Genomic DNA, 1195 nt, shown 5'->3' with positions numbered 1-1195 from the left:
CCGCCGGTCCATTATGCCGGCCACTTTCGCATCCTCACGAGGCTTCTCATGACCGCCGCTCTTCATCCCGCCGAACCGGCATTGGCAACCGATCGCGCCCGCCGCGGCGGCCGTGCGGGAAAGCGCGCCGGCGGATCGGCCGCCTTCGAGCAGCCTGCTTTCCGTCAGTTGAAGAACCCACTGACGCCGACGAAGTTCGTCTCCGACGACGAATTGGAATCGATCCACCTCGCATCGCTGCGTGTCTTGAAGGAAATCGGCGTCGACGTGCTGCACGAGGAAGCCCGCCGCATCATGAAGGCGCATGGCGCAGATGTCCGCGACGGCAGCGAGCGCGTGCACTTCGACAGCGACATGATCCTCGAACTCATTGCGCACTGCCCGCAGGAATTCACGCTTCATGCCCGCAATCCGGCGCATAATCTGCGCTTCGGCGGCAACAACGTCATCCTTTCGATGATGGCTTCGGCGCCCAATTGCTCCGACCTCGATCGCGGCCGGCGGCCCGGCAACCAGGCGGATTACCGCAACTTCCTGCGCCTGGCGCAGATGCACAACATCCTGCAGTGCACCGGCGGCTATCCGGTCGAGCCGATCGACATCCATCCCTCGATCCGGCACCTCGAATGCATCCGCGACCTCGCCACGCTGACCGACAAGGTCTTCCACATCTACTCGCTCGGCAAGGAGCGCAATGTCGACGGCATCGAAATCGCCCGCATCGCCCGCGGCGTCAGCCACGAGCAGCTGATGGAGGAACCGTCGGTCTTCACCATCATCAACACCAATTCGCCGCTCAAGCTCGACGTGCCGATGATGGAAGGCATCATCCAGATGGCGAGCAAGGGGCAGGCCGTCATCGTCACGCCCTTCACGCTCTCCGGCGCCATGGCGCCTGTCACCATCGCCGGTGCGCTGGTGCAGCAGAACGCCGAGGCGCTCTCCGGCATCGCCTTCGCGCAGATGGTGAAGAAGGGCGCGCCGGTCGGCTATGGCGGCTTCACCTCCAACGTCGACATGAAGTCCGGCGCGCCGGCCTTCGGCACACCCGAATACATGAAGGCGCAACTCGTCGGCGGCCAGCTCGCCCGCCGTTATCAAATTCCCTATCGCACCTCCAACACCTGCGCCGCCAACACGGTCGACGCCCAGGCGGCCTATGAGAGCGTCTTCTCGCTGTGGGGCGCCATCCAGG

General features: G+C 64.4%; 1 protein-coding gene. It reads left to right on the top strand.

Annotated elements, in window-relative coordinates; all coding sequences use genetic code 11:
- Window positions 1-48: 48 nt before the first annotated feature.
- Window positions 49-1195 (top strand): trimethylamine methyltransferase family protein (locus tag EOA38_RS37260; RefSeq protein WP_127301558.1); only part of this gene is annotated, 1147 nt, incomplete at its 3' end.

Source organism: Mesorhizobium sp. M1E.F.Ca.ET.041.01.1.1 (genome assembly GCF_003997355.1).
Taxonomy (GTDB): Bacteria; Pseudomonadota; Alphaproteobacteria; order Rhizobiales; family Rhizobiaceae; genus Mesorhizobium.
Note: the sequence above shows the minus strand (reverse complement) of the source record. Positions and strands in the feature narration are given on the sequence as shown.